The organism is Streptomyces venezuelae (genome assembly GCF_008642275.1).
Lineage (GTDB): Bacteria > Actinomycetota > Actinomycetes > Streptomycetales > Streptomycetaceae > Streptomyces > Streptomyces venezuelae_E.
Genome location: NZ_CP029189.1, coordinates 2,037,744 through 2,062,484 on the forward strand (window position 1 = coordinate 2,037,744; position 24,741 = coordinate 2,062,484).

The 24,741-nt window shown below is 72.0% G+C and carries 20 protein-coding genes; 4 read left to right on the forward strand and 16 right to left on the reverse strand.

What is annotated here, in order from left to right; translation table 11 throughout:
* Positions 1-427 precede the first annotated feature (427 nt).
* The 16 genes from DEJ51_RS08600 to rsmH form a co-directional block, all read right to left on the reverse strand.
* The gene (locus DEJ51_RS08600; protein ID WP_150257064.1) at positions 428-1,654 is read right to left on the reverse strand and encodes a DivIVA domain-containing protein; all 1,227 of its coding nucleotides are present in this window, start codon (positions 1,652-1,654) and stop codon (positions 428-430) included.
* Between the two features lie 82 nt (positions 1,655-1,736).
* The gene (locus DEJ51_RS08605; protein ID WP_150257065.1) at positions 1,737-2,033 is read right to left on the reverse strand and encodes a YggT family protein; all 297 of its coding nucleotides are present in this window, start codon (positions 2,031-2,033) and stop codon (positions 1,737-1,739) included.
* A gap of 60 nt (positions 2,034-2,093) precedes the next feature.
* The gene (locus tag DEJ51_RS08610) at positions 2,094-2,711 is read right to left on the reverse strand and encodes a cell division protein SepF (RefSeq protein ID WP_030031797.1); all 618 of its coding nucleotides are present in this window, start codon (positions 2,709-2,711) and stop codon (positions 2,094-2,096) included.
* Between the two features lie 149 nt (positions 2,712-2,860).
* Entirely contained in the window at positions 2,861-3,580 is a 720-nt protein-coding gene (locus tag DEJ51_RS08615; protein ID WP_150257066.1) for a YggS family pyridoxal phosphate-dependent enzyme, read from the reverse strand.
* Positions 3,567-4,334 carry a peptidoglycan editing factor PgeF gene (pgeF, locus tag DEJ51_RS08620; RefSeq protein ID WP_223835715.1) on the reverse strand — a complete coding sequence of 256 codons (768 nt, stop codon included), beginning with the start codon at positions 4,332-4,334 and terminating at the stop codon, positions 3,567-3,569. Before pgeF ends, DEJ51_RS08615 begins: the two co-directional genes overlap by 14 nt.
* A 17-nt stretch (positions 4,335-4,351) precedes the next feature.
* A complete protein-coding gene (ftsZ, locus tag DEJ51_RS08625; RefSeq protein ID WP_052872570.1) occupies positions 4,352-5,557 on the reverse strand; it encodes a cell division protein FtsZ in 1,206 nt (401 codons plus the stop codon).
* 279 nt (positions 5,558-5,836) lie between these two features.
* Entirely contained in the window at positions 5,837-6,709 is an 873-nt protein-coding gene (locus DEJ51_RS08630) for a cell division protein FtsQ/DivIB (RefSeq protein WP_411757294.1), read from the reverse strand.
* A gap of 31 nt (positions 6,710-6,740) precedes the next feature.
* The gene (gene murG / locus DEJ51_RS08635; RefSeq protein ID WP_150257068.1) at positions 6,741-7,835 is read right to left on the reverse strand and encodes an undecaprenyldiphospho-muramoylpentapeptide beta-N-acetylglucosaminyltransferase; all 1,095 of its coding nucleotides are present in this window, start codon (positions 7,833-7,835) and stop codon (positions 6,741-6,743) included.
* A gap of 6 nt (positions 7,836-7,841) precedes the next feature.
* Positions 7,842-9,203: a putative lipid II flippase FtsW gene (ftsW, locus tag DEJ51_RS08640; RefSeq protein ID WP_150257069.1), complete on the reverse strand. Its 1,362-nt coding sequence runs from the start codon at positions 9,201-9,203 to the stop codon at positions 7,842-7,844.
* Between the two features lie 70 nt (positions 9,204-9,273).
* Positions 9,274-10,773, reverse strand: a complete 1,500-nt coding sequence (gene murD / locus DEJ51_RS08645; protein WP_150257070.1) for a UDP-N-acetylmuramoyl-L-alanine--D-glutamate ligase — start codon at positions 10,771-10,773, stop codon at positions 9,274-9,276.
* The gene (gene mraY, locus DEJ51_RS08650) at positions 10,755-11,825 is read right to left on the reverse strand and encodes a phospho-N-acetylmuramoyl-pentapeptide-transferase (RefSeq protein WP_030772923.1); all 1,071 of its coding nucleotides are present in this window, start codon (positions 11,823-11,825) and stop codon (positions 10,755-10,757) included. The genes murD and mraY overlap by 19 nt, the downstream gene beginning before the upstream one ends.
* Entirely contained in the window at positions 11,822-13,252 is a 1,431-nt protein-coding gene (locus DEJ51_RS08655) for a UDP-N-acetylmuramoyl-tripeptide--D-alanyl-D-alanine ligase (RefSeq protein WP_150257071.1), read from the reverse strand. The genes mraY and DEJ51_RS08655 overlap by 4 nt, the downstream gene beginning before the upstream one ends.
* Positions 13,249-14,973: a UDP-N-acetylmuramoyl-L-alanyl-D-glutamate--2,6-diaminopimelate ligase gene (locus tag DEJ51_RS08660; RefSeq protein ID WP_150257072.1), complete on the reverse strand. Its 1,725-nt coding sequence runs from the start codon at positions 14,971-14,973 to the stop codon at positions 13,249-13,251. The genes DEJ51_RS08655 and DEJ51_RS08660 overlap by 4 nt, the downstream gene beginning before the upstream one ends.
* A gap of 44 nt (positions 14,974-15,017) precedes the next feature.
* Positions 15,018-17,039 carry a peptidoglycan D,D-transpeptidase FtsI family protein gene (locus DEJ51_RS08665; protein WP_150257073.1) on the reverse strand — a complete coding sequence of 674 codons (2,022 nt, stop codon included), beginning with the start codon at positions 17,037-17,039 and terminating at the stop codon, positions 15,018-15,020.
* A 108-nt stretch (positions 17,040-17,147) separates the two neighbouring features.
* Entirely contained in the window at positions 17,148-17,693 is a 546-nt protein-coding gene (locus DEJ51_RS08670; protein WP_317852387.1) for a hypothetical protein, read from the reverse strand.
* Positions 17,690-18,619, reverse strand: coding sequence for a 16S rRNA (cytosine(1402)-N(4))-methyltransferase RsmH (rsmH, locus tag DEJ51_RS08675; RefSeq protein WP_030724419.1), 930 nt, complete (start codon positions 18,617-18,619; stop codon positions 17,690-17,692). The genes DEJ51_RS08670 and rsmH overlap by 4 nt, the downstream gene beginning before the upstream one ends.
* A gap of 363 nt (positions 18,620-18,982) precedes the next feature.
* On the opposite strand from rsmH, the gene DEJ51_RS08680 reads away from it, so the two are divergent.
* The 4 genes from DEJ51_RS08680 (at position 18,983) to DEJ51_RS08695 (ending at position 24,535) form a co-directional block, all read left to right on the forward strand.
* The gene (locus tag DEJ51_RS08680) at positions 18,983-19,597 is read left to right on the forward strand and encodes a beta-class carbonic anhydrase (RefSeq protein ID WP_150257074.1); all 615 of its coding nucleotides are present in this window, start codon (positions 18,983-18,985) and stop codon (positions 19,595-19,597) included.
* A 137-nt stretch (positions 19,598-19,734) separates the two neighbouring features.
* Positions 19,735-20,745 carry an AAA family ATPase gene (locus DEJ51_RS08685; protein ID WP_150257075.1) on the forward strand — a complete coding sequence of 337 codons (1,011 nt, stop codon included), beginning with the start codon at positions 19,735-19,737 and terminating at the stop codon, positions 20,743-20,745.
* Positions 20,745-22,121 (forward strand): DUF58 domain-containing protein, encoded by a 1,377-nt coding sequence (locus DEJ51_RS08690; protein WP_150257076.1) that lies wholly within the window; start codon positions 20,745-20,747, stop codon positions 22,119-22,121. Before DEJ51_RS08685 ends, DEJ51_RS08690 begins: the two co-directional genes overlap by 1 nt.
* Positions 22,118-24,535 carry a transglutaminaseTgpA domain-containing protein gene (locus DEJ51_RS08695; RefSeq protein ID WP_150257077.1) on the forward strand — a complete coding sequence of 806 codons (2,418 nt, stop codon included), beginning with the start codon at positions 22,118-22,120 and terminating at the stop codon, positions 24,533-24,535. Before DEJ51_RS08690 ends, DEJ51_RS08695 begins: the two co-directional genes overlap by 4 nt.
* Positions 24,536-24,741: the final 206 nt, after the last annotated feature.

The following is a 24,741-nucleotide window of genomic DNA, read 5'->3' on the forward strand; positions in this document are numbered from 1 at the left end:
GAGCCCCCGGAGTGTCCCGCCCCACGGCCCCGCGCGAAGACGGCCCCGGGGTGGGGGTGCGGGGACGGTGGGGGGTGTCCCCGCAGGACGAGCGCGCAACCACCGCGTACGGCCGGGACAGGCCCGCACGCGCCGAGCCGAGGAGACACCCCCCGGCGGCCCCGCACCCCCACCTCCCGGGACCCGACCCCGCCCAGGCGGGCCAAACCCAGCCCCGCCGGCGATTGAGGCGCGGCCACCGGGCCGCACCCGGGATACAAGGGCACTGCCCGGCCAGGGCAAGGGCCACCGGGCGGCACCCGGAAGACGAACCCGCACCGCCCGGCCGGGGCCATCCGCGCCCGGGTACGGCAACGGGCCGGGCCCGGTGCCCCCGAAGGGGAACCGGGCCCGGCCCGTGACTGCTGCCGACCGCGCGGCGGCGCGCCTAGTTGTCGTCCTCGTCGATCAGGAAGCCCCGCATCGGCGACGGCGCCTGCATCGGCTGCGGCGCAGCCGGCCGCACCGGAGCCATCGGCTGGGTCATCGCCGGGGACATCTGCTGCTGGTTGCCGCCGTAGGACGGGGCACCCATCGGGGAGGGACCGCCCATGGGGGACGGGCCACCCATCGAGGGACCGCCCATGGAGTGGCCCATCGCACCGGCCGGCGCCATCGAGGGAGACGGCGACGGCGGCAGCGCGGGACCGGCCGGGTTCCGCGGCGGAGCCAGCGAGTCGTCGGCCTGGGTCTCCAGCTGGCGCAGCTGCGACTCCAGGTAGGACTTCAGGCGCGTACGGTACTCACGCTCGAAGCCCCGCAGGTCCTCGACCTTGCGCTCCAGCGTGGCACGGGCGGACTCCAGGGAGCCCATCGCGACGCGGTGCTTCTCCTGCGCGTCCCGCTCCAGCGCGTCGGCCTTGGCACGGGCGTCCCGCTCCAGGCCCTCGGCGCGCGACCGGGCCTCGCCGACGATCTTGTTGGCCTCGGAGCGGGCCTCCGCGATCGCCTGGTCGGCGGTCTGCTGCGCCAGCGAGAGGACACGCGCGGCGCTGTCGCCACCGGGGCCCTGCTGCGGAAGCTGCGGCTGCTGCTGGTGCATCGGCTGACCCATGGGCTGCATCTGCTGCCCCATCGGCTGCATCTGCTGGCCCATGGGCTGCATCTGCTGGCCGAGCGGGTTCTGGCCGCCCATCGACTGCTGCTGCATGCCCTGGGGGCCGCCCATGGGCTGCTGCTGCATGCCCTGGGGTCCGCCCATCGGGTGCTGCTGCATGGGACCACCCATGGGGCCGCCCATCGGGCCGGGGCCCTGCTGGCCCTGGCCGCCGGGGCCCGGCGGAAGCTGCGGCTGGCCGCCCGGAAGCTGCGGCGGGCCCATCTGCGGCTGCTGCTGCTGCTGCGGCGGGCCGGATATGGCCGCGGGCACGGGGGCGCCGGGGCCTCGCTGGTCCTGGGGTTCCGGCTTGCGCATGCCCTGCTGCTGCTGGCTCTGCGCGGCGGCACGCGTGGCGGCGGCCAGCTTGGCGCGCAGGTCCTCGTTCTCGCGCAGCAGGCGCGTCAGTTCGGACTCGACCTCGTCGAGGAAGGCATCGACCTCGTCCTCGTCATAGCCTTCTCGGAGGCGGACGGTCGTGAACTGCTTGTTCCGCACGTCCTCGGGAGTCAGCGGCATGTCTTCTTCACCTCTACGTAGTCGTCGGCAGTCGGCAAGACCGTATCGGGACTGTCCCCGCGCCCGCGGGGAAGCACATCGTTCACAAGCCGCTCGCAGCGGTGCGCACGAAACTGATGAGGATGTAAACGATGATCATCAGAACGAAGAAGGACAGGTCGAGTGCCACGCCCCCGAGACGCAACGGCGGAATGACCCGCCGAAGAAGCTTGAGCGGTGGATCGGTGACGCTGTAGGTGGCCTCCAGTACGACCACCATCGCCTTGCCGGGCGTCCAGGAACGTGCGAACTGGAACACGTAGTCCATGACCAGGCGGAAGATCAGCACGACGAGGAAGCACGCCAAGGCGAAGTAGATCACGTCCAGTGCGACACCCATCCCGCGCTTCCCTCTCCCCTGCTCCCGCTGTGTTCCCGGCCCCGTGTCTGACGGATCGGTCTAGCTTTGGTTGAAGAACCCGCCCTCCGCGATGCGGGCCTTGTCCTCCGCCGTGACATCGACGTTAGCAGGCGACAGCAGGAACACCTTCTGTGTCACGCGTTCAATGCTGCCGTGCAGACCGAAGACGAGTCCGGCGGCGAAGTCCACGAGACGCTTCGCATCCGTGTCGTCCATCTCCGTGAGATTCATGATCACCGGAGTGCCCTCACGGAAGTGTTCCCCGATGGTACGGGCCTCGTTGTAGGTCCGGGGGTGCAGCGTCGTGATGCGGTACGGCTCCCGCTCGGAGACGACCTTGGGCATGATCACGGGGGCGTTCTTCTCCAGGTTCGTACGATCAGGTGTGATGGATGCCACGGGGGCGATTCGCGCAGGACGTCCGTTTTCCACCGGAATTGGGATAGGTTCACGCTGCGCCGGAGGCTGTACGGCTCGTACCGGTTCGTCCGATACGGGCGATTGGTGCACGGGCTGCTGTCGGCGATCCCGCTCCCGAGCCCGCTCCATCTCCGGCTCGGGCTCGAACTCGTCGTCGGGGTCGTACCCCGGGTTGTCGTACCGGTCGTCCTCCACGAGGCCGAGGTAGACCGCCATCTTGCGCATCGCGCCGGCCATTCTCCGAGTCCTCCGCTCTGTGGTGGATCGCCCTGTCGCAGGTGCCGCCGTGTCACGAATGTCACCAACTGCCCGCGATCCACTAGGCCTGCCCGCCCATCAGCGGGAATGACCATATTTTCTGCTGTGGTCCGACTTTCTTCGCGACGTTACCCGAGCCGGGGTCTCGCGCCGAGTACCGCAGTGCCGACGCGTACATGTGTCGCACCGGCCGCAACGGCCTGTTCCAGGTCTGCGCTCATCCCGGCCGACACCATCGTGGCAGCCGGATGGTCCACGCGCATGCGGGATGACAATTCCATCAACCGCTCGAAGGCGGCCTGTTCACGTCCCGCGTAGGGGCCGGCCAGCGGAGCGACCGTCATCAGTCCGTCGATGCGCAGTCCCGGGGCCCCGGCGACGAGGTCCGCCAACTCCGCGAGCTGCTCCGGTGCCGCGCCGCCGCGGGCCCCGCGCTCCCCCGACTCGGCGTCGAGCGCGATCTGCACGAGGCATCCGAGCTCCCGGCCCGCGTTCACCGCGGCCGCCGAGAGGGCGGTCACGAGTTTCGGCCGGTCGACCGACTGCACGACATGCGCGTATCCCGCCACGGAACGGACTTTGTTCGTCTGCAACTGACCGACGAAGTGCCAGTCGAGCGGCAGATCCGCGCAGGCCTCGGCCTTGGGGGCGGCATCCTGGTCACGATTTTCCGCAACATGACGGACGCCCAGGTCCGCCAGCAGTCGTACGTCGCTCGCGGGGTAGGTCTTGGTGACCACGATGAGCGTCACCTCGTCCCGCCCCCGCCCCGCCGCCGCGCAGGCGGACGAGATACGTTCCTCCACCCGCGCCAGGTTCTCGGCGAGCTCCGACTTACGATCCGTCATTCTTCTTTTCCCCCGGCGATCCGGGGGTCGTCCCCCGGGAAAGCTCTGTCAACCAGACATATCCGGCAAGGCGTCCGGTGACCCGGTCGCGGCGGTACGAGAAGTGGTCCCGCGACTCCAGTGTGCAGACCGGCGAGCGGCCGCCGTTCACCACCCCCGCCTCGGCGAGCTGGGCGTGCACCCCGGCGACCACGTCCACGGCCGGTGTCCCCCAGCTCGTCTCGGCCCGGGCGGCGGGCACCACCTGGGCCACCGCCTCCCGCATCTCGGCCGGCACCTCGTAGCAGTGTCCGCAGACCGCGGGTCCCGTACGGGCGACGATCCGTCCGGGATCGGCCCCGAGGGCGACCATCGCCTCGACGGCGGCGGGCACCACCCCGGCGACCAGTCCCGGCCGTCCGGCGTGGGCGGCTGCCACGACCCCGGCGACGGGGTCCGCCAGCAGGACCGGCGTGCAGTCGGCGGTGAGCACCGCGAGGGCGAGTCCCCGACGGGCGGTCACCACCGCGTCCACCGCCGGGACCTCGGCGTCCGCACCCCAGGGCCCGTCCACCACCGCCACGTCCCGGCCGTGGACCTGGTTCATCCAGACCACCCGGTCCGGCGCCAGGCCCAGGGACTGCGCCGCCCGGGCCCGGTTCGCGAGAACGGCGGCAGGGTCGTCTCCGACCGCGCCGCCGAGATTGAGCTCCTCGTACGGAACGGCGCTCACTCCGCCCCACCGGTCGGTGAAGGCGAAGTGGGCGCCGCCCACGTGATGCTGCTCCGGTGTCACTTCAAGAAGTCCGGAACGTCCAGCTCCTCGGCCGGGCTGTCCTGGTACGGCCGGGCCGTGGGGACCTGCGGCGCGGGGGCCTGGACCTCGACCGGGGCCGCCTCGACCGGAGCCGGGGGCTCCTCGCGCGGGGTGACCGAGCCGAGTCCGCCGAAGGCCGGGCGGGCCGGCTCGGCGGCGCGGACCGGAGCCGGGGCCGGCTCCTCGCGCTTGGTGGACGCGGCACCGATGACGTTGTCCCGGCGGGCCGGGGGCTGTCCGCCGTCGAACCCGGCCGCGATGACGGTGACCCGCACCTCGTCGCCGAGCGCGTCGTCGATGACGGCACCGAAGATGATGTTCGCCTCGGGGTGCGCGGCCTCGCTGACCAGCTGCGCGGCCTCGTTGATCTCGAAGAGACCGAGGTCCGAGCCACCGGAGATGGAGAGCAGCACGCCACGGGCGCCGTCGATGGACGCCTCCAGGAGCGGCGAGGAGATCGCCATCTCGGCGGCGGCCACGGCGCGGTCGTCGCCGCGGGCCGAGCCGATGCCCATCAGGGCCGAGCCGGCCTCGGACATCACGGACTTGACGTCGGCGAAGTCGAGGTTGATCAGACCCGGGGTCGTGATGAGGTCGGTGATGCCCTGGACGCCCGAGAGTAGGACCTGGTCGGCCGACTTGAAGGCGTCGAGCACGCTGACCTGGCGGTCCGAGATGGACAGCAGTCGGTCGTTGGGGATGACGATGAGGGTGTCGACCTCTTCGCGGAGCTCGGCGATGCCGTCCTCCGCCTGGTTCGCGCGGCGCCGGCCCTCGAAGGTGAACGGCCGGGTGACCACACCGATCGTCAGGGCGCCCAGCGAGCGCGCGATGTTGGCGACGACAGGTGCGCCGCCGGTGCCGGTGCCGCCGCCCTCACCGGCGGTGACGAAGACCATGTCGGCCCCCTTGAGGACCTCCTCGATCTCCTCGCGGTGGTCCTCTGCCGCCTTGCGACCGACGGCCGGGTTGGCGCCGGCGCCGAGGCCACGGGTGAGTTCACGGCCGACGTCGAGCTTGACGTCGGCGTCGCTCATCAACAGCGCCTGCGCGTCCGTGTTGATGGCGATGAACTCGACGCCCTTGAGACCGACCTCGATCATTCGGTTGATGGCATTGACACCACCGCCGCCGACACCGATGACCTTGATGACTGCGAGGTAGTTCTGCGGTGCTGCCACGTCGAAGGCCTCTCGCCTCGAGTTACGTGTCGCCGCCTCGCGGGCCTGCGTTGCGACGACTGATGCCGAAATAGGGACGGTCCGAACGCGCCGACCCGAACCCTCACCCTGAAGTTTAGGGTTAGGGGTGTGCCTGTTCCTCGGACTCTTCCGAACAGGACACTAAGTCGACAAGTAGCGCGTGTTCAACGAACACGCCGAACCTCCCGTTTTTCTTTTCACCCTATGTGATCACCCGTATCGCTGGCCAACCAGGGTGCGCCGCTGTTGGACCGGACGTCAACTCCCGGACGCAGCAGGGGCGGTGGGGACGCTCACGTCGAAGTGAACGGCCTTGGGGGCGGCTTTCAACAAAGCGTTCAAAGCCCGGCCCTTCGCGTCGCTCTGTTCACCGCTGCCCCACGTCACGGACCGGCCCCTGGTGAGCTCCAGGACGACCGAATCGTAGGAACCCACCTTGACCTGCACGGTTTCCTTCGCGATCGGCTCCGGGAGGGAGCTCGCGACGAGTACGGCCTCGTGCAGCAGCCGTTCCTCGTCGAAGCGCCGGGCGCTCGGCGATCGACCGGCGTTCAATTCGAGGACCGGAACGCCCGCGGGTGCTTTCGGAACCGTGTCGAATCGCACACCCGATGCGTCCACTTCCACGAAGTTGGCGTCCTTTTTGATGAGCAGGACGGGTTTGCGTTCCGTCACTTTCAGACCGATGCCGTGCGGCCAGGCACGCACCACGTCGACCGAGTCGATGCGGGGCAGCCGGCCGCGGAGCCGGCCTTCGATCTCGTCGGTGTCGACGCTCACCAGGGGCGCGCCGACCGGGACGGCCGCGGCGCCCAGGACCTGCTCGGAGGTGAGCACGTCCATACCGGTGGCGGCGACCTTCTCCACGCGGAGCCAGGACGAGCCGTAGAGCACCCAGGTGCCGCCCGCGGCGAGGAGCACGGCGGCGGCCAGCGAGGCCAGCACGGGGCCCCGGCGCAGGCGTGCGCCGGGGCCCCTGGGACCGGACCTCTGGCTCGGCTTGGGGGCCTTGGGGGCCTTGGAGCCCTTGGGAGCCTTCGGCGGCTCAGGGGCGCCGGCGCCCTTGCGGGCGTCCGGGCCGGACCGATCAGAAAACGGTGTTCCGCGCCGCGCGGTCGTCCCTCCGGCCACTCCTGTGCCTCCTGCGTCTGCGCTGCCCGCCTCAGCGGGACCTGTGGGCCGCGATCGCCTCGTAGACCATGCCGACCAGGAGCTCGTCGGCGTCCCGGCGGCCGAACTCACCGGCGGCGCGGGACATCTCGTACAGGCGGTGCGGGTCGGACAGAACCGGGAGGATCTGACCCAGCACCCAGTCGGGCGTCAGCTCCGCGTCGTCCACGAGCAGGCCGCCGCCGGCCTTGACCACCGGCTGGGCGTTGAGCCGCTGTTCACCGTTGCCGATCGGCAACGGGACGTAGGCGGCGGGGAGCCCCACGGCGGAGAGTTCGGCGACGGTCATCGCTCCCGCGCGGCACAGCATCATGTCGGCGGCGGCGTAGGCGAGATCCATCCGGTCCACGTACGGTACCGGCACATACGGCGGCATCCCGGGCATGTTGTCGACACGCGGCAGTTCGTTCTTCGGCCCCACGGCGTGCAGGATCTGGATCCCGGAGCGCTGGAGGGTCGGCGCGACCTGCTGGATGGTCTCGTTGAGGCGGCGGGCGCCCTGCGAGCCGCCGGAGACCAGCAGCGTGGGCAGGTTGGGGTCCAGGCCGAAGGCGGCGCGCGCCTCCGGGCGGACCGCGGCCCGGTCGAGGGTGGAGATGGAGCGGCGCAGCGGGATGCCGACGTAACGGGCGCCGCGCAGCTTGCTGTCGGGGGTGGAGACCGCGACGGCGTGCGCGTACCGGGAGCCGATCTTGTTGGCCAGTCCGGGCCGGGCGTTGGCCTCGTGGACGATGATCGGCACCCCGAGGCGCTTGGCCGCGAGGTAGCCGGGCAGGGCCACGTAGCCGCCGAACCCGACGACGCAGTCGGCCTTGGTGCGCAGGAGGATGTCCTCCGCGGCCTTGATGGTGCCGCGCAGCCGTCCGGGGACGGTGATCAGTTCCGGCGTCGGCTTGCGGGGCAGCGGAACGGCGGGGATCAGGCCCAGCTCGTAGCCGCGTTCCGGTACCAGGCGGGTTTCCAGTCCGCGCTCCGTGCCGAGGGCGGTGATGCCCACTGAAGGGTCCTGCCTGCGCAGGGCGTCCGCGAGGGCGAGCGCCGGCTCGATGTGGCCGGCGGTCCCCCCACCGGCGAGTACGACATGCACCGAAATTCACCGCTCTCCGGACGGACGCTTCTTGACGCGCCGTCTCATCGACTTCCATCTCACCCCGGTCCGCCACCGGCCGGTCTTCGGCTGGCGCATCGCGAGGGCCGCGCGCGCCGCCGGCTCCTCACGCGCGAAGGCGATGAGCAGTCCGACCGCGAACATGGTCGGCAGCAGGGCCGACCCTCCGTAGGAGAACAGCGGGAGCGGGACTCCGGCGATCGGCAGCAGGCCGAGCACCGCACCGATGTTGATCACGGCCTGGGCCGTGATCCAGGTGGTCACGCCTCCCGCGGCAAACCGTACGAAGGAGTCCTCCGTGCGTCCGGCCACGCGGATACCCGCATAGCCTAGGGCCGCGAAGAGGGCGAGAACCGACAGCGTCCCCGCCAGGCCCAGTTCCTCCCCGGTGATGGCGAAGATGAAGTCGGTGTGGGCTTCGGGTAGTTGCCCCCATTTTTCCACACTTGCACCCAGGCCGGAACCGAACCATCCACCCGAGGCGAGGGCGTAGATCCCGTGAACGGCCTGCCAGCAAAGGTCGTTCTTGCCCGGTTCTGTCGCACCGAGGCACTCCAGCCGGTCCATCCGGTGCGGGCTCGTCTTGATGAGCAGTGCGACGATCGCACCCGCGAAGACGAGCACCCCGACGAACATCCGGGTCGGGGCTCCGGCCAGCCAGAGCAGACCGAACAGGATGGCGCCGAGGATCATCGCGGTGCCCATGTCCCCGCCCAGCATGATCAGCCCGAGGAGCAGGAAGGCCACCGGGACCAGCGGCACCAGAAGGTGCTTCCACTGGCTCAGCAGCCCCTTGTCGCCCTTGCGTGCCAGCAGGTCGGCGCCCCACAGGATCAGTGCCAGCTTGCCGAACTCACTGGGCTGCAGCATGAACGGACCGCCGAGGGAGATCCAGTTCTGGTTGCCGTTGATCGAGACGCCTATCCCCGGGACCTGGACCAGGACCATCAGGAAGAGCGTTCCGGCGAGTACCGGATACGAGAGCGCCCGGTGCAGTTTGACGGGCATCCGGGAGGCGGCCAGCAGGAGTGCGCCACCGATGAGGGCGGCCAGGAACTGCTTCTTGAAGAAGTACGCGTCACCGAGGCCGAGCTGGAGGGCCTTGATCATCGAGGCCGAGTACACCATCACCAGACCGAGCACGGTGATGAGCAGGGAACTGCCGAAAATCAGGTAATAGGCGGTGAGCGGGCGGTCCCAGGCCTTCTGCAACTGCCGCTGCGTACGCCGCAGCCGGACCAGCGGCCCGCGCCCGGCGGGCCGCTTCGAACGCACCGCAGGGCGTTTGCGGCCCTGCGCCTTCACGGCGGACGGCCGCCGCCCCGGCAGCATCTGCTTGGCCGGCATCTGTGATCTTCCCCTCCACTCGTACGAGGCGAGCTGCCGACCGGAGGGAACCTGTCCCGGAGCCCCCGGCCTAGGCCGTGTCCGCAGCGTTCTCGGCGGCCAGTTCGCGCACCGCGTCGGCGAATGCGTCCCCACGCTTGTTGTAGTTCGCGAACATGTCCATCGAGGCACAGGCAGGTGCCAGCAGGACCGTGTCGCCGGGCTCGGCGAGCGCGGCGGCTTCCCGGACCGCTGCGAGCATCGCCCCAGTGTCGGTCCGGTCGAGGTCGACGACCGGGACCTCGGGGGCGTGTCGCGCCAGCGCATCGGCGATGAGCGCCCGGTCGGCGCCGATCAGCACGGCGCCGCGCAGCCGCTTCGCGGCGTTCTGCACGAGCTCGTCGAAGGTCGCGCCCTTGGCGAGGCCGCCGGCGATCCAGACGACCGGCTCGAAGGCCGCGAGCGAGGCCTCGGCCGCGTGCGTGTTGGTGGCCTTGGAGTCGTCGATGTAGGTGACCGAGGCGACCTCGTCCACGTACGCGACGCGGTGGGCGTCCGGGCGGAAGTCGCGCAGACCGTCACGGACCGCGCGGGCCTCCACGCCGAAGGCCCGGGCCAGGGCCGCGGCGGCGAGCGCGTTGGCGATGTTGTGCGGGGCCGGCGGGTTGACGTCCGCGACCTCGGCGAGCTCCTGGGCGTTCTTCTGCCGGTTCTCCACGAAGGCCCGGTCGACGAGGATGCCGTCGACGACGCCGAGCATGGAGGGGCCGGGAGCGCCGAGGGTGAAGCCGATCGCGCGGCAGCCCTCTTCGACGTCGGCTTCCATCACCAGGTTCTCGGTGGCCGGATCGGCGACGTTGTAGACGCAGGCGACCGTGTTGCCCTCGTAGATCCGGCCCTTGTCGGCGGCGTACGCCTGCATCGAGCCGTGCCAGTCGAGGTGGTCGGGGGCCAGGTTCAGCACGGCCGCCGAGTGGACGCGCAGCGAGGGCGCCCAGTGCAGCTGGTAGCTGGAGAGTTCGACGGCGAGCACGTCGTACTCCTGCTCGCCGAGCACCACGTCGATGATCGGGGTGCCGATGTTGCCGACGGCGGCGGTGCGCAGGCCCGCGGCCTTCAGGATCGACGCCAGCATCTGGGTGGTGGTGGTCTTGCCGTTGGTGCCGGTGACGGCCAGCCAGGGGGCCGGGTCCCTGCGGGGTCCGCCGGCCGCTGCCCGCCGCTCCTGTCCGGTCTCACGCAGCAGCCAGGCGATCTCCACGTCGCCCACCACGTCCACGCCGGCCTTGGCGGCGGCCTCGAACAGCGGGCTGTCGGGCTTCCATCCGGGCGAGGTGACGACCAGTTCGGTGCCCTCGGGCAGTACCTCGCCCGCGTGCCCGCCGTCGGCCAGCCGGCCGAGTCGGACGGTGATGCCCTCCGCCGCGAGCTCTGCGGCCCGGGCGCGGTGCGCGTCGCCGTCACCGTTGTCGACGACGGTCACGGATGCGCCGAGGCCGGCCAGGGCGCGGGCGGCACTGATGCCGCTCACGCCGAGACCGGCGACGGTGATGTTCTTGTCCTGCCAGGACGTCACTTGTCGGCTGCCCATCCCGCGTAGAAGAGACCGAGACCAACGATCACGCACATGCCCTGGATGATCCAGAAGCGGACCACGACCAGTACCTCGGACCAGCCCTTGAGCTCGAAGTGGTGCTGCAGCGGCGCCATCCGGAAGACCCGCTTGCCGGTCATCTTGAAGGAGCCGACCTGGATGACGACCGACATCGTGATGAGCACGAAGAGGCCGCCCAGGAGCGCCATCAGGAACTCCGTGCGGGAGCAGATGGCGAGGCCCGCGAGGGCGCCGCCGAGGGCGAGCGAGCCGGTGTCACCCATGAAGATCTTGGCGGGCGAGGTGTTCCACCACAGGAAGCCGAAGCAGGCGCCCATGAGGGCGGAGGCGACGACCGCGAGGTCGAGCGGGTCGCGCACCTCGAAACAGGCGTTCGGGTTGGTGAGGTCCGCCGCGAACGCGCAGGACTCCTGGAACTGCCAGACGCCGATGAAGGTGTAGGCGCCGAAGACCATCACGGCGGCGCCGGTCGCGAGACCGTCGAGGCCGTCGGTGAGGTTCACGCCGTTGGACATCGCCAGGATCATGAACAGCGCCCAGACCACGAACAGCACCGGACCTATCGACCAGCCGAAGTCCGTGACGAACGACAGCCTGGTGGAGGCCGGGGTCAGCCCGCGCGAGTCCTTGAACTGGAGGGCCAGCACCGCGAAGGCGATACCGACGATCAGCTGGCCGGACATCTTCGCCTTGGCCCGCAGACCCAGCGAACGCCGCTTGACGATCTTGATGTAGTCGTCCAGGTACCCGACGAGGCCCATGCCCGCCATCAGGAACAGGACGAGCAGGCCCGAGAAGCTCGGTTCCGAGCCGGTGAGGACCTTCGTCAGGGCGTACGCGACGAGCGTCGCCAGGATGAAGGAGATACCGCCCATGGTGGGCGTGCCCTTCTTCCCGGCGTGACCGCGGGGGCCGTCGTCGCGGATGAACTGGCCGTAGCCCTTGCGGGCCAGCAGCTTGATCAGCAGCGGGGTGCCCACGACGGTCAGGAACATGCCGATGACACCGGCGAACAGGATCTGCCTCATCGGTCGGCGACCTCGCCCTCGACAGTGCTGTCGAGAAGGCCCTGGGCCACCCGCTCCAGACCGGCCGACCTGGAAGCCTTCACCAGCACGACGTCACCCGGGCGCAGTTCACTGCGCAACAGGTCGACCGCCGCCTGCGCGTCGGACACGAGCACCGACTCCTCACCCCACGAACCCTCGTTATATGCGCCCAGTTGCAGCCAGGAGGCTTCCCTGCCCCCGACCGCGACGAGCTTGCTCACGTTGAGCCGGACGACAAGTCGTCCGACCGCGTCGTGCTCGGCGAGAGCGTCGTCTCCGAGCTCGGCCATCGGGCCGAGCACCGCCCACGTGCGTCCCCCGTCCGCCCTGCCGGCACCCCCCATCGCGGCGAGCGCGCGGAGTGCGGCCCGCATGGACTCCGGGTTCGCGTTGTAGGCGTCGTTGACGATCGTCACACCGTCCGCCCGCTCGGTGACCTCCATCCGCCACCGGGACAGCGTGCCCGCCCCGGAGAGCGCCGTGGCGATCTCCTGTGCGGACATGCCCAGTACATGGGCGACGGCGGCCGCGGCGAGCGCGTTCGACACGTGGTGCTCACCGTACAGCCGCAAGGTCACGTCGCTGCACCCGGTCGGTGTGTGCAGTGTGAAGGAAGCCTGTCCCCTGTCCGTCATGCGGACTTCGGTGGCCCGGATTTCGGCGTCCTCGGCCTCGCCGAACAGGACCGTACGGGCCTTCGTGCGCCCGGCCATCTCACGAACCAGCAGGTCATCGGCGTTGAGGACGGCCACGCCGCCCTCCGCCTCGGTCGGCAGGGCCTCGACCAGCTCCCCCTTGGCCTGCGCGATCTGCTCGCGGCCCCCGAACTCGCCGATGTGGGCGGTGCCGACGTTGAGGACCAGACCGATCCGCGGGGGCGTCAGTCCGGTGAGGTAGCGGATGTGGCCGATGCCGCGGGCACCCATCTCCAGGACGAGGTGCTGGGTGTCCTCGGTGACGCGCAGCGTCGTGATCGGCAGGCCGATCTCGTTGTTGAGGTTTCCGGGGGTCCACACGGTCGGCGCGTGGTGCTGGAGCACCTGCGCGATCAGGTCCTTGGTGGAGGTCTTGCCGGCGGATCCGGTGAGGGCCACGACGTCGGTGCCGAGGCGGGTGACCACGGCGCGCGCGAGCGCTCCGAGGGCGGCCACCACGTCGGGGACCACGATGGCCGGTACGCCGACGGGCCGGGTCGCGAGGACGCCCACGGCACCGGCGGCGACGGCGCGTTCCGCGTAGTCGTGGCCGTCGACCCGCTCGCCGACGAAGGCGGCGAACAGGCTGCCTTCCCGGACCTCCCGGGAGTCGTAGACCACGGGGCCGGTGACCTGGACGGACGGATCCGGTATGTCGTGGGGCCGCCCGCCGGTGATGTCGGCGATCTCGGCGAGGGAAAGGGCGATCACTGGTTCACCTCGGCCTGTCGGACCTGAGTCGTTTCATCGGGCACGGCCGTCCGGTCGAGCACGGCCTGGTGCTCGATCGCGGCGCGGAGCACCGTGCGGTCGTCGAAGGGGCGTACGACACCGGCGGTGTCCTGGCCCTGCTCGTGCCCCTTGCCTGCCACCAGCACGGTGTCACCGGGCCGGGCGCGGGCGACGGCGGCCGCGATGGCCGCGGCCCGGTCGGCGTCGACCAGGACGGTGCCCCGCTCGGCGGGCGGCACGGACACGGCGCCCTCGAACATCGTGGCGAGGATCGCGAGCGGGTCCTCGGAGCGCGGGTTGTCGCTGGTCAGGACGGCGACGTCGGCGAACCGGGCGGCCGCGGCACCCATCGGGCCCCGCTTGGTGGTGTCACGGTCGCCGCCGCAGCCGAGCACGATGTGCAGCTTGCCCTCGGTGACCTCGCGCAGCGCGCGCAGCACCGATTCCACGGCGTCCGTCTTGTGCGCGTAGTCGACGACGGCCAGGTACGGCTGTCCCGCGTCCACCCGCTCCAGCCGGCCGGGGACCCCGGGGACCGCGGCGACGCCGTCGGCGGCGGTCTGCGGGTCGATGCCGGCGGCGGCGAGCGTGACGATCGCGGCGACGGTGTTGGCGACGTTGAACGGGCCGGGCAGCGGCGCGGTGGCCCGTACGCGCTGTCCCTCGGGGCCCAGCAGGGTCAGGGTGGAGCTCGCCGGGCCGAAGACCACGTCCTCGGCGCGCCAGTCAGCGGCCGGGTCGCCCGCGGCGGAGAAGCTGACGACCGGGATCGTCGCCTCCTTGGTCAGGCGGCGGCCGTACTCGTCGTCGAAGTTGACCACGCCCAGGCGGGCCCGGCGGGTGGTGAAGAGCCCCGCCTTGGCCCGGAAGTAGTCCTCCATGTCGGAGTGGAACTCCATGTGCTCCGGGCTCAGGTTGTTGAAGACGGCGACGTCGAAGACGCAGCCGTCGACCCGGCCGAGCACCAGCGCGTGGCTGGAGACCTCCATCGCCACGGCCTCGACCCCGCGTTCGCGCATGACCGCGAAGAGGGCCTGGAGATCGGTGGCTTCGGGGGTGGTCCGCTCGGACTTGATGCGCTCGTCGCCGATGCGCATCTCGACGGTGCCGACCAGTCCGGTGCTGCGGCCCGCCGCGCGCAGGCCGCCTTCGACGAGGTACGCCGTGGTGGTCTTCCCGGAGGTGCCGGTGATGCCGATCTGGAGCAGGTCCTCGCCGGGACGCCCGTAGATCGCGGCGGCGAGCTCTCCCATCCGGCCGCGCGGGTCCTCGACGGTCAGGACCGGCAGGCCGGTCGCCGCGGCGCGCTCCGCCCCCGCGGGGTCGGTCAGCACGGCGGCGGCGCCGAGGCCGGCCGCCTGGGCGGCGAAGTCGGCGCCGTGCGTCCTGGCTCCCGGCAGGGCCGCGTACAGGTCACCGGGGCGGACCGCACGGGAGTCGTGCGTGATGCCGGTGATCTGCGTCGCGGCGGGCGCAGGGATGCCCAGCAGCGTCGCCAGCTCGCCCAGCGGGCTCGGGCTGGCGGACGCGGGCCGGGGCGCTCCCGGCGGCGTTGCCGGGGCTTTCTGGGTCTTTCTGGGCTGATCAGCGTGGGGCACGGCGGTGAGCGTACCGGGCGACGCGGGCCGCCCGCGAAATGAGGCCCCGGCCTCGGCCTCGGCGGTCGTCGGGTTCCCGGGTTCCGGGGTGATGGTTGTCACTGATGGTGCCTCACGCTTTTCTGGCGGGCCGGCCTGGCTGTGGGTCACTGGCCGGGCTGCGGACTGGGCTGCGGGGCGGGCGGGGCGACGGGCTGAGGGGCGGCGTCGTAGGTGACGGGAAGCCCGGCGGGTGCGGTTCCCGTCGGGGCCACCTGGAGGGTCTTGAGCGCGAACTCCATGACCTTCTTGTAGATGGGGCCGCAGATCTGACCGCCGAAGTAGCTGCCCTTCGTGGGGTTCTGGATGGCGCAGTAGACGGTGATGCGCGGGTTGTCCGCGGGTGCGAATCCCGCGAAGGAGGCGGTGTAGCCCTTGTAGCGGCCGGTGGCCGGATCCACCCGGTTGGACGTGCCGGTCTTGCCGCCGACGCGGTAGCCGGGGATCCGCGCCTTGGTGCCGGTGCCCTCCTGGTCGTCGACCACGGATTCGAGCATTTCCGCGAGGGTCCGGGCGGTCTCGGCGCTGACCACGCGGCTGCGCTCGGGGGCCGGGGCCGGGGTGAAGCGGCCGTCGGGGCCCTTCGTGCCGCGTACCAGGGTCGGCTCGATGCGGACCCCGCCGTTGGCGATGGTCGAGTACACGGAGGCCGCCTGCATGGCGTTGAGGGAGAGTCCCTGGCCGAAGGGGATCGTGTACTGCTGGGAGGTGGACCAGTCCTTGGGGTCGGCGAGGATGCCCCGGGACTCACCGGGGTAGTCCAGGCCGGTGGGCCGGCCGATGCCGAACTTGGTCAGGTAGGAGTGCAGGACCTCGTTGGCCTCGGGCTGGGTGGGTCCGAGCTGGCCGGTGGCCAGGATGGTGCCGATGTTGGAGGACTTGGCGAGGACCCCGTTGAGGGTCAGGTACCAGGTCGGGTGGTCGATGTCGTCCTTGAACAGCCGGTCGCCGCGGTGCAGCCGGTTGGGGACCTCGACACGGGTCTCCGGGGTGGCCTTCTTCTCCTCCAGCACGGCGGCCATCGACATGACCTTGGCGGTCGAGCCGGGCTCGTACACGTCCTGGAGCGCGGCGTTGCCCATGGCGGCGGAGCGGGCCCGGGTCAGGTCGTTGGGGTCGAAGCCGGGGGCGTTGGCCATGGCCAGGACCTCGCCGGTGCGGGTGTCCTGGACGATGACGTAGCCGCGGTCGGCCTCGGACTTCTGGACCTGCTCGGCGATGGCGCTCTGCGCCGCCCACTGGATGTCCCGGTCGATGGTCAGCTGGATGTCCTCGCCGGGGACGGCGGGCTTCTCGTTGGAGTCGGCGGTGGGGACCTGGCGGCCGCCGGACTGGGCGTAGGTGATCTCGCCGTCCTTGCCGGACAGCTTCTTGTCGAGGGAGGACTCCAGGCCGCCGGCGCCCTTGCCCTCGGCGTTGACGTAACCCAGTATCCCGGCGGCGAGGTCGCCGTTCGGGTACACGCGCTTGCTGCTGGTCTCCTTGAACACGCCGGCGAGGACGTTGGCGCCGGGGCCGTTGCTCCGCTTGTCGGCCGCCGCCTTGTCCGCGAAGACCCGCTTGAGGTCCTTGATCTGGTTCCAGACCTGGGGGGTCTGGCGCGTGGCGAGGACGACGTACCGGGAGTTCTTGGTGCTCAGCCGCTGGGTGAGCTCCTTGGCGTCCTTGCCGAGGATGGGCGCGAGGAGGGCGGCGGCCTGCTGCGGGGCGTCCGGGGCCTTGCTGTCCTGCGGGGTGAACATCTTCGGGTCGGCGGTGATGTCGTACGCGTCGACGCTGGTGGCGAGGGCCACGCCCCGCCGGTCGGTGATCTCGCCGCGCTCGGCGGCCAGTCTGACGCTGGTGTAGCGGTTCTTGGAGGCCTCGGCGGAGAACGCCGCGGCGTCGACGGCCTGGACCTGGAGCAGCCGGACCACGAAGGCCAGCATGACGAGGGTCAGGCCGACGCCGACCAGGCGCAGCCGGGGCCGCGGGCTGCCGAGGCGGATCGTGTGCGGGGTACGGGGGCCCGCCGGCCGCCGGGTCGCCGGGCGCGAGGCCGGCCGGGCGGTGGCCCTGGTCCGGCCGCCGGGGCGGGCCGGCCGGGCCGGGCCGGGCACCCGACGCCGGGGCGGCTCCTGCGGGCTCACGCGGCCACCGCCCCGGGCAGGGCCGTGCCCGGTGTCCCGGGGCGGCGCCCCGGACCCCGCGCCTCAAGTGCCGGCGAGGCTGGTTCAGACGGGATCCGCGTCACGACGTCACCTTCCAGGGGTCTGGCTGGGCTGCGGGGTACCGGTGGGAGCGGGCTGGGCGGAGGCCGACGCCGGCGGCGCGGCCGGGGACTGGGCGGGGGCGGGCTGTGCGGGCTGGGCGGACGGCGGCGGCGGTGTCGGGGTGGGCGGCGGCGGGGCCTCGGCGACCACCGGACTGCCGGCGACCTTGCCGTCCGGGCCGATGAAGACCGGGCTGCCGCCGGGGACCAGGCCCAGTTCGTGCGCCCTGCGCTGGAGCGCGTCGGGTGCGGAGTAGGCGTCGACGTCGCGCTGCAGCGCCTGCTCCTCGTCGGTGAGGGCGGTGGTCTCCTTCGTCAGCTTGCTGAGCTGGAAGGAGCCCTCGTTCAGCGCCGAGTTGAGCAGCAGCAGGCTGATCAGGCCGCCGCCGAGCAGGGCCACGACCAGCAGGACGAACGGCATCCTGGCCGCCTGGCCGCCGGGACGCGGGCGGGCCGGGCGGCCGCCGAGCGCCCGGCCGAGGCGGGCCGCCTGCCCGCGGGTCAGCGTGGCGACCTTCCCGGCCCTGGTCACAGCCGCGCCTCCCGGATGCGTTCGACGCCGCGGAATCTGGCCGGGGCGGCCCGCCGGTTCTCGGCGATCTCCTCCTCGGTGGGCAGCTCGGCGCCGCGCGTGAGCAGTTTCAGCTTCGGCTGGTACTTCTCGGGGACCACCGGCAGGCCGGGCGGGGCCGTCGAGGTCGCGCCTGCCGCGAAGACCTGCTTGACCAGGCGGTCCTCCAGCGAGTGGTACGAGAGCACCGCGATCCGGCCGCCGACCGCGATCTTGTCCACCGCCGCCGGAATGGCCCGCTCCAGCCCGGAGAGCTCCCCGTTGACCTCGATGCGCAGCGCCTGGAAGGTCCGCTTCGCCGGGTTGCCGCCGGTCCGCTTGGCGGCCTGCGGGAGGGAGTCGCGGATCAGTTCGACCAGCCGGGCGCTGTTGGTGAAGGGCTCCTTCTCCCGCTCCCGGACGATCGCCGAGACGATCCGCTTGGCCTGCTTCTCCTCGCCGTACTGGCGCAGGATCCGCACCAGCTCGCCCGGGGCGTAGCTGTTGAGCACCTCGGCGGCGCTGATGCCCGTCGTCTGGTCCATGCGCATGTCCAGGGGCGCGTCCTGGGCGTACGCGAAGCCGCGGTCGGCCTCGTCCAGCTGCATGGAGGAGACGCCCAGGTCGAAGAGGATGCCCTGGACGGCCGGGATGCCCAGCCCGTCCAGGACCTCGGCGAGGTCGGCGTAGATCGCGTGGACGAGGGTGGCGCGGTCGCCGAAGGGCGCGAGCCGCTCGCCGGAGAGCCGCAGGGCCTCCTTGTCGCGGTCGAGGCCGATCAGGTGGGCCTCGGGGAACCGGGTCAGCAGGGCCTCGCTGTGGCCGCCGAGGCCGAGGGTGCAGTCGACGACGACGGCCCCGGGCCTCTCCAGCGCCGGGGCCAACAGGTCCAGGCACCGCTGGAGCATCACCGGGACATGTCGGGACTCGCTAGTCAAAGCGCCCTCTCAGATAACGGCGCGGCAGGCCTACGCACCCCCGGGTCCCCGCATCCGCGGCCGGCGCCGGAGAAGGTGGCGCCGGCCGGCCGGTGAGCGGGAGAGGGCCGGGCCGTACGTACGCGCCGCGCACGCGGAGTGTTCATCGGGGGCCGGGCGGCCGGTCAGGGCCGGGCTCCGGCCGGTTCGCGTCACTTTAGTGCAACGGTCGCCGCGGTCAACGAACCGCCCCGCGCGCCGTGCACGGCTCTCCGGGCGAAGCGGCACATGCCGCGAATCACCCGAACGGCCGCCCCACTCACACCCCTGTGGGTTAGCTCACAACAAGCCTCGTTGGCGTTCTTTGTCCGCTCTCACGCAAGGCCGCGACCCGCCGTGACCACTAACGTCGTACCCATGACGACTTCCGCATCCCTGCCTGCCGAGTCCGCGTCCGAGGCACCCGTCGGCGGATCCGTCACCGACCGGCTCGTCGAGGCGAATCAGCGGTACGCCGCCCAGTTCTCCGACCCGGGCATGGACGCCCGTCCCGTCCTCAAGGTCGCCGTCGTGGCCTGTATGGACGCCCGTCTCGACCTGCACAAGGCCCTCGGGCTGGAACTCGGCGACTGCCACACGATCCGCAACGCGGGCGGCGTGGTCACCGACGACACGATCCGCTCCCTCACCATCAGCCAGCGCGCCCTGGGCACCCGCACGGTGATACTCATCCACCACACCGGCTGTGGTCTGGAGAACCTGACCGAGGACTTCCGGCACGAGCTGGAGGACGAGGTCGGCCAGCGCCCCGCATGGGCCGTCGAGGCCTTCCGGGACGTCGACCAGGACGTCCGCCAGTCCATGCAGCGGGTCCGCACCAACCCGTTCCTGCCCCACAAGGACGATGTGCGAGGCTTCGTCTTCGACGTGCACACCGGGCTCCTGCGGGAGATCGATCCCAGCTCTTGAGTGACACAAGGCCTTGACTCCGTCAAGAATGCGGGATGGCACCACCCGGGATCCCCCGGGACCGGTGTCCGTGTTTCGGGGTGGGCCGGTTCATGCGCCATGGGCGTCGGCCCTGGGAAAGGCCGAGGAGAACCAAGGTGACGACGTACGACGACCGAGCGAGCCTCGCGGATCTGACCAGCACGGTGGAGCGGGTGCGCCAGTCGGTCGAGAGCGTGATCGAGGGCAAGCCCGAGGTCGTCCGCCTCGCGCTCACCGTGCTCCTCGCCGAGGGCCACCTGCTGATCGAGGACGTACCCGGCGTCGGCAAGACCATGCTCGCCAAGACGCTCGCCAAGTCCATCGACTGCTCGGTCCAGCGCATCCAGTTCACCCCGGACCTGCTGCCCTCCGACATCACCGGTGTCAGCATCTACGACCAGCAGCGCCGCGAGTTCGAGTTCAAGCCGGGCGCGATCTTCGCGCAGATCGTCATCGGCGACGAGATCAACCGCGCCTCGCCGAAGACCCAGTCGGCGCTCCTGGAGTCGATGGAGGAGCGCCAGGTCACCATCGACGGCACGACCTACACGCTGCCCAGCCCCTTCATGGTCGTCGCCACCCAGAACCCGGTGGAGATGGAAGGCACCTACCCGCTCCCCGAGGCCCAGCGCGACCGCTTCATGGCCCGCGTCTCCGTCGGCTACCCCGGCCCCGAGGCCGAGCTCCAGATGCTCGACGTGCACGGCGGCGTCTCCCCGCTCGACGACCTCACCTCCGTCGCGCACTCCCACGAGATCGTCAAGCTCATCGAGGCGGTCCGCGAGGTGTACGTGGCCGAGCCCGTCAAGCGCTACGTCGTCGACCTGGTCTCCGCCACCCGCACCCACCCCGACCTGCGGCTCGGCGCCTCCCCCCGGGCCACCCTGCACCTGCTGCGCGCCGTGAAGGCCTCGGCCGCCCTCGCCGGCCGGGACTACGTCCTGCCCGACGACGTCCAGGCCCTGGCCGCCCCGGTCCTCGCGCACCGGCTGCTGCCCACCGCGCAGGCCCAGCTGAACCGCCGCACCGCCGAGCAGGTCGTCGGCGAGATCCTGCAGCGCACCCCCGTCCCGGCCGCGCACGCCCGCGGCGAGATGCCGCCCGGCGCGGGCATCCGGGGCTTCTGATGAGCGCCGGTGCCCCGCGCGGCGCCGGCGGCCCGGGGGACGGTGGCGGACTGCGCGCCTCGCTGTCCGGGCTGACCACCCGCGGCCGCTCGTTCCTGGCCGCCGGAATAGCCGCCGCCGCCTGCGCGTACGTCCTGGGCCAGGGCGAACTGCTGCGGGTCGGCATGCTGCTCGCCCTCCTGCCGCTGGTCTGCGTCTACGCCCTCCACCGCACCCGCTTCCGGGTCTCCGGCAGCCGCCGGCTCAGCCCCGGCCGGGTCCCCGCGGGCAGCGAGGCCCGCGTGCAGCTGCGCATGGACAACGTCTCCCGGCTGCCCACCGGCCTGCTGATGCTCCAGGACCGGGTGCCCTACGTACTGGGCCCGCGCCCGCGGTTCGTACTGGACCGGGTCGAGCCCGGCGGCCGCCGCGAGGTGTCCTACCGGGTCCGCTCCGACCTGCGCGGCCGCTACCCCCTCGGCCCGCTCCAGCTGCGCCTCTCCGACCCGTTCGGGCTGGTCGAGCTCACCCGCTCCTTCAGCACCTACGACACCCTCACCGTCATCCCGCGCACCGAGCCCCTGCCGCCGGTCCGCCTGGCCGGCGAGTCCAACGGCTACGGCGACGGCAGCCGCCGCTCCCTGGCCCTGGCCGGCGACGACGACGTGATCCCCCGCGGCTACCGGCGCGGCGACGACCTGCGCCGGGTCCACTGGCGCTCGACCGCCCGCTACGGCGAACTGATGGTCCGCCGGGAGGAGCAGCCCCAGCGCAGCCGGGCCACCGTCCTGCTCGACACCCGGCGCCTCGCCTTCGACGGCGCCGGCCCCGACTCCGCCTTCGAATGGGCCGTCTCCGCGACCGCCTCCAGCCTGCTGCACGTCCTGGAACAGGGCTTCTCCGCACGCCTGCTCACCGACACCGGCGACGCGGTGCCCGGGGAGGGCGGCGGCGGCTTCTCCTCCGGAGGACAGGAGTCCGCAGAGGCCGCCGGGCTGATGATGGACACCCTCGCGGTCGTCGGGCACTCCGACGGCGCCGGACTCTCCCGCGCCTACGACGCGGTGCGCGCCGGTGGCAGCGGCGGCTTCGGCGGAGCCGGCGGCGACGGGCTCCTCATCGCCTTCTTCGGCGACCTGGACGACGTACAGACGGAACTGGCCGCCCGGATGCGCCAGCGCACCTCGGGCGCGGTGGCCTTCGTACTGGACTCGGCGAGCTGGGGCGGCGAGCCCGCTCCGGGCCACGCCGTGCTCCCGCTGGAGGAGCGGCTGCACAGGCTGCGCGACGCGGGCTGGACCGCACTGGCCGCCCCGCCCGGGGTCGCCTTCGGTGAACTGTGGCGCCAGGTGGGGACCGCGCGCGTCGGTACGGGAACCTCCGGAGGTCACGCATGAGCGGGCGGGCGAAACTGACGCTGTTCGCGGCACTGGCGACGCTGCTCACCTCGTGGTCGCTGAACCCGCTGGTGGACTCGCAGGCCTGGCTGCTGCAGGCCGCGCTGCTGCTCGCCGTGCAGAGCGCGGTGGGCGCCGGCGTCCGGCGCGTACCGCTGGCCCGGACCCTGACCGTGGCGGCGCAGGCGCTGGTGTCGCTGCTGCTGCTCGCGTTCCTGTACGCCGGCAAGGGCGAGTCCCACGGGGACGGGCCGCTGGCCTACCTGGTGACGGACTTCGGCGAGCTGTTCGGCCAGGGCGTTCGGGACGTGGGCGAGTTCGCGATCCCGGCTCCCCTGACGGACGGCATCAAGCTGCTGCTGGTGTCCGGCGTGCTGCTGATCGGGCTGCTGGTGGACACGCTGGCGGTGACCCTGCGCACGGCCGCCGCGGCCGGGCTGCCGCTGCTGGCGCTGTACTCGGTGGCCTCGGGTCTGGCGGGCGGCGGGGACAGCTCCTGGTTCTCCTTCCTGCTCGCGGGCTGCGGCTACCTGATGCTGCTGCTGTCCGAGGGCCGTGACCGGCTCGCCCAGTGGGGCCGGGTCTTCGGCGCGGCCCCCCGCCGGGGCGCCGCGGACTCCGGCCTCGCCAGCGGGGCGGGCGGGCAGGCGACGGCACCCGTGAAGTTCGGGCGGCGGATCGGCGCGGTGACCCTGGGCCTGGCGCTGGCGGTGCCGGCCGTACTGCCCTCGCTCGGCGGCGGGCTGCTGGGCGGCACGCAGGACTCCGACGAGGACGGCAGCGGCGGCGTGGGCGGGACGATCTCGGCGGTCAACCCGCTGGTCTCCCTGCAGAGCAACCTGAACGCGCAGGACAACCGCGTGATCCTGCGGTACCGGACGAACAGCCCGCAGCAGGGCGAGCAGTACCTGCGGATCGTGGCCCTGGACGAGTTCAACGGCGTCAAGTGGGAGGCCTCCGGGCGGTCCCTGATGGACGTTCCGCAGGAGCTGCCGCCGCCGCCGGGGCTCCGTGCCCCCGTCAGCGGCACCGCGGTGGAGGTCACCACCAGCATCTCGGCGGCGGACCACTTCACCCAGCGCTACCTCCCCATGCCGTATCCGGCGACGTCGGTGGACATCGGCGGCAAGTGGCGGTTCGAGCCGGTGGGCCGGACCCTGGTCGGCGACCAGCTGGGCCGCGACCGGTTCCAGAACGTGCAGGGGGCCGAGTACACGGTACGCAGCCTGCTGCTGAAGCCGACGGCCCAGCAGCTGCAGAAGGCTCCGGAGCCCGATCCGGAGGTCCGCGAGGAGTACACGAAGCTCCCGGACAACCTGCCGCCGGTGGTCGCCGACACGGCCCGCCAGGTCACGCAGGGGGCGAAGGACGACTACACGCGGGCCGTGAAGCTGCAGGACTACTTCGCGGTGAACGGCGGATTCCGCTACAACACGAGGACGGCCTCGGGCACGGGTCCGCAGGCGGTCGCCCGGTTCCTCGCCGACAAGGAGGGCTTCTGCGTCCACTTCGCCTTCTCGATGGCGGCGATGTCCCGCTCGCTGGGCATCCCGGCCCGGGTCGCGGTGGGCTTCACGCCCGGCGAGAAGCAGTCGGACGGCAGTGTGAACGTCTCGATGCGCGACGCGCACGCCTGGCCCGAGCTGTACTTCGAGGGCGTGGGCTGGACCCGCTTCGAGCCGACGCCCCGCTCCGGCATCAACATTCCGGACTACTCCCGCACGCAGACCCCGGCCACCCAGCCGTCCGCGCCTGCGCCGCTGCCCTCGCAGAGCGCGGTGCAGCCGTCGGCGGCGCCCTCGGCGACCCCCGAGTGCCCGCCGGCCCTGAAGAAGCTCGGCGAGTGCGACACGGCCGCGCCCGCCCGGAACGCGGGTGACGGCGGCGGACCGTCGGTGACGACGGTCCTCGGCTGGGCGGCGCTCGCGGTGGCAGTGCTGGGCCTGCCCCTGCTCCCGCTGCTGTGGCGGACCCGGCTGCGGGCCCGGCGCCTGGCGACCGGGGAGGTCCTGACGGCCTGGCGGGAGCTGGGTGACACCGCCTGGGACGCGGGGGTGGTCCCGGACGAGGCGCTGTCCCCGCGCCGGGCGGCGAGCCGGATCGTGGACCTGGGCCGCCTGGAGCCGGAACCGGCGGCGGCCGTGCACCGGGTCGCCGGTGCGGTGGAACGGGCCCTGTACGCGCCCCCGGGCGCGGAGGTCTCGTACCCGGAGCTGGCGCAGGACGTGCTGCTGGCCCGTACGGGCCTGCTGGCGTCCGCGGACCGGCTTCCGCGGCTGCGCGCCCTGCTGCTGCCCCGCTCGGCGGCCCGTGTCTCCTGGGCCCTCACAGCCCGCCGCACGGCGGTCACGTCGGCGATGTCGGCCCGCCTGACCGCAGCCCGCCTCCGACTCCCGCTCAGAGGCCGCGGCTAGTCCCGCCCACCACCTCAAAACGCCGGCGGGGCTGGGAAATCCAGCCCCGCCGGCGCTTGAGGCGACCCGTCAGCCCCGCCGGCGCTTGAGGCGACCCTTCAGCCCCGCCGGCGCTTGAGGCGCGGGGGCTCGGGGGCAGCGCCCCCGCAACGGCGCCGCAGGACCAGCACGGCGCGGCCCACCGCACAACCCGCCGAACCCGCCGA